Below are 3650 nucleotides of genomic sequence, written 5' to 3'. Positions count from 1 at the left end.
TCACCCTAACCTGAAATGACTATATTTGACAAAACTGGCCCAAATCCTAAGCTGGCTACCGATTACTGCTGGGGCGGCGGGCGGCAATTGCCAGGCTGACATTGGGCACCCGCTGCAGGGTATCCATCACCTCCACCACCTTGCCGTGGGAGAGGGCCAAATCAGCGTTGATCACCACCAAGCGGCGCCCTTCAGCCGGCTTCTCGGCCAGGATGCGTTCCACTGCTGGGATCAGAGCAGAGATATCGGCAATCTTCTCCTGATTGACAGCAATCTGTCCTTCCGCCGTCAGGCTCACCGTTACATCCGGCTGCAGACGAACTTCAGCTGTAGTGGCATCCGGCAGGTTGACATCCAGAGCCTCGGAGCGGGTGAGCACCAGGCTGGCGATCACGAAAAACACCAGGATCGAGAAGATGACATCGATCAGGGGCACGATGTTGATCTCGCCAGCTCGGAAGTTCTCTTCGGGGATGCGCATAGGTTAGGAGGGCTCAAGCGAGGAGTAGGGGGGAAGGGTGGAGCTGCCACTGGGGCTAGATTGGGTGTAGGAATACTGGGAAAGCTGTTGGGCCTGCATCTCTTGCCGCTGCCGATGCAGCAGCTCCAGCATGCCGCCGTACTCTTGGATCTTAGAGAGTTGCCGCAGGTACAAAGAGCGGAAGACGTTGGAAATCAACAGGGTGGGAATAGCCACAATCAGTCCAAAGGCCGTCGAGTACAAGGCTTCGGCGATCCCCCGACCTACCCCCTGGGTATCGGTGCCGCCGATATCCCCCAGTTGAATGGAGCTGAGGATCTGGATGATGCCGGTGACGGTGCCCAACAAGCCCAAGAAGGGGGCAACGGTGATTACGGTGTCGAAGACAGTGTTGAAGCGCTTCAGCAGAGGCACTTCTGCCGCCAGGGCCGTTTCCAGAGCCAGCTTAAAATCTTCCGGGCTGGCCTCGTTCAGCTCCAACCCGGCCAAAAAGATGCGGGCAATCGGCAGATCGGCATTTTGCTCCAGCAAATACTGGGCAGCGCGTGGGTTGCGGCGGTACTGGCTCAGGGCTTGCTGCACCACCTCCTCCTGCCGATGGGTGATCTTCCACCAAAACAGCACCCGCTCAATGCAACAGGCCACCGAGAAGACCGAGAACGTCAACAGGGGGATGGAGTAATACCAACCCTGGATCATGAGCTGCAAGACTCTATCCATCGATCCCGATTCCCCCCTTCTGGCGGCAGTTTACGCTCATCTTGTCATAGCACTTTCTCGGCAGGGCTGGGATCCCTTCTTGCGCGGCGAAGGTTGCACCTTTTGGCAATTTTGCCCCCATGCCGGCTCTCATCTCGTCAATTGTCAATCCAGAGGGCATACTGGTTGCAACATTTTTTGGATCCCGAGGGCGTGAATTATGAAATTCAGACGCTGGTTGGGTCTTTGCTGCGCCGGCTTGATGGCCTTGCTGTTGACGGCTTGCGGCAAGGGATCCGCCCCCTACGACAGCATCGTGGTCAACTTTGTGAACACAGCCACCCCCAGTCAGATTGCCGCTATCGCTAAAGAGTATCATTTGACGCTCCGCCCCAGCAGCGACAGCGCTTTTGCCCGCCAAGAAGCGATCTACCTGTTTGACGTGGATGCCAACCACCTGGGATCCACGCGGCGGCTGGTTAAGCGGCTCACCGACGAAGCCTTGATCGAGTATGCTCACCCCAACTATCAATTCCAGGCGGCTTTCGTGCCCAACGACCGCCTCTATCCCCAGCAATGGAACCTCAGGGCCATCCGCATGCCGGAAGCCTGGGACATCTCCCAAGGGGAAGGGGTGACGGTAGCCGTGGTGGACACAGGAGTAACCCGAGTTCCCGACCTGGCCCAAACCCAATTTGTGAAGGGCTACGACTTTGTGGATGACGATGAGGATCCGGAAGACCTCAACGGCCACGGCACCCATGTGGCGGGAACCATCGCCCAATCCACCAACAATGTCTTGGGTGTAGCCGGCATTGCCTTCAAGGCCAAGATCATGCCGGTACGGGTGTTGGATGCCAATGGCTTTGGATCCCTGTCGGATGTGGTGGAAGGGATCCGCTATGCTGCCGACCACGGGGCTACGATCATCAACCTCAGCCTGGGTAGCCGCGCTTCTGCCCAACTGATGGAGGAGGCGGTGGCCTATGCCCACAGTAAGGGGGTGACGGTGATCGCAGCCGCCGGCAACGAAAACTCCAACCAGGTGAGCTACCCGGCCCGTTACCCGCATGTGATCGCTGTCTCGGCCACGGGGCCCAACGGGGAGAAAGCCCCCTACTCCAACTATGGGGTGGGGGTGGACATCTCTGCTCCCGGCGGAGCCAAAACGCCTGATCACCCCGAGTACGGCATTCTGCAGCAAACCATCAATCGTCGTAACCCCAACGAGCCGGTCTTTGCCTACTTCCAAGGCACCAGCATGGCCACTCCCCACGTAGCCGGTGTGGCAGCTCTGATCCAGGCTCAGGGCATCAAAGACCCGGACAAGGTGGAGGAAGTGCTGAAAATGTCGGCTACCCCAGTGCCCGGCGACAAACAGAACTTCTACGGGGCCGGTCGTTTGGATGCAGCCAAGGCGCTGGCCAGGGCCACAGGGCAACAGGAGGAAAACCCCTTGGTGCTCTGGTTGAAGGACTTCCTGCAGTACCTGAACAACAATGGCTACCTCAACCCACGCTTCTGGTTCGATGGTGGCCCGATTGCTCTGGTGCCGAAGCTGCTGATGGTGGTGGGCGGCTACATTATCCTGGTGCTGATCCGCTGGTGGCTGGCTCCCAAGCGGCTGCTGCAGACGGTGCCTTTGCTGGCTGGGATGCTTTTGGGCAGTGCCGGTCTTTTCCCCTTGCAGGGGTTGGCGATTGTCGGTGGCCCCCGTTGGCCCTTCCAATTGGCGGGTAGCTCCCTGCCGGAGTTGGGCACCGCCTTTGCCCAGACCAATGCCTTGAACCCCCTATTTGCCAGCGTGTTGATCCCAGGCCTGTTGATGTTGCTGCTCCTGGGCCATCGGCGCTGGCGCTGGGCGGTGATCGGCTTGTGCATCGGCATGGCCTCGCATCTGCTCTTGTCCGGATCCCTGTTCTATGAGGGGGTGCTATGGCTTGGATCCTCTGCTTGGTTGGGTCGCTCCTTCTTGCTCTTCAATGGCTTGCTCTGCCTGGGCCTGGCCTACTTGGGAGCGCAAGCGGCTACGGAATCTCAGTCCACGGCAACCGGGCTGGCGCTGAGGCGGTGATGCAAGAGTACAGCGGTACCATCCAGTTCCTGGATATCGAAGGGGGAGTGTGGGTGCTGACGCTGCCTTCCGGCGAGCACTATGCCCTTTTCCGTGCCCCCAAAGAGCTCTTGCAAGAGGGGCTAGAGGTCACCATCCAGGGACAGATCAGAGAAGACATGGTGACGGTGGCTCAGGTAGGGCCGGTTTTAGAAGTCAAGAGCTTCCAGCGGCAGCCCTAGCTTGGCTTGCGGCTCCGGCCATACCAATCGGGGATCCCCAAGCGGGGATCCCTGCTTTTCGACGTCAGAATGCTTTTACAGTCGCTTCAAACAAGATTGAGACACCTCGCTGCCGACCCTCACCCCTAGCTTCTCTCTCAGGAGAGAAGGAAAGTTAGGAAGCAATGCAACGAAA

4 protein-coding genes are annotated in these 3650 nt (G+C 58.8%); 2 read left to right on the top strand and 2 right to left on the bottom strand.

The window, feature by feature from the left end:
* Window positions 1-55 precede the first annotated feature (55 nt).
* Window positions 56-481, bottom strand: coding sequence for an ExbD/TolR family protein (locus NW819_RS09075; protein ID WP_011432458.1), 426 nt, complete (start codon window positions 479-481; stop codon window positions 56-58).
* Between the two features lie 3 nt (window positions 482-484).
* Entirely contained in the window at window positions 485-1177 is a 693-nt protein-coding gene (locus NW819_RS09070; protein WP_369791770.1) for a MotA/TolQ/ExbB proton channel family protein, read from the bottom strand.
* 223 nt (window positions 1178-1400) lie between these two features.
* Between NW819_RS09070 and NW819_RS09065 the strand changes: the two genes are divergently transcribed.
* The gene (locus NW819_RS09065) at window positions 1401-3254 is read left to right on the top strand and encodes a S8 family serine peptidase (RefSeq protein WP_414413545.1); all 1854 of its coding nucleotides are present in this window, start codon (window positions 1401-1403) and stop codon (window positions 3252-3254) included.
* A complete protein-coding gene (locus NW819_RS09060; RefSeq protein WP_414342539.1) occupies window positions 3254-3475 on the top strand; it encodes a hypothetical protein in 222 nt (73 codons plus the stop codon). The genes NW819_RS09065 and NW819_RS09060 overlap by 1 nt, the downstream gene beginning before the upstream one ends.
* Window positions 3476-3650: the final 175 nt, after the last annotated feature.

It is taken from the genome of Synechococcus sp. R8-2 (genome assembly GCF_047461715.1).
In the GTDB taxonomy this organism is placed as follows: Bacteria; Cyanobacteriota; Cyanobacteriia; order Thermostichales; family Thermostichaceae; genus Thermostichus.
This window is presented reverse-complemented; position numbering and strand designations above follow the sequence as displayed.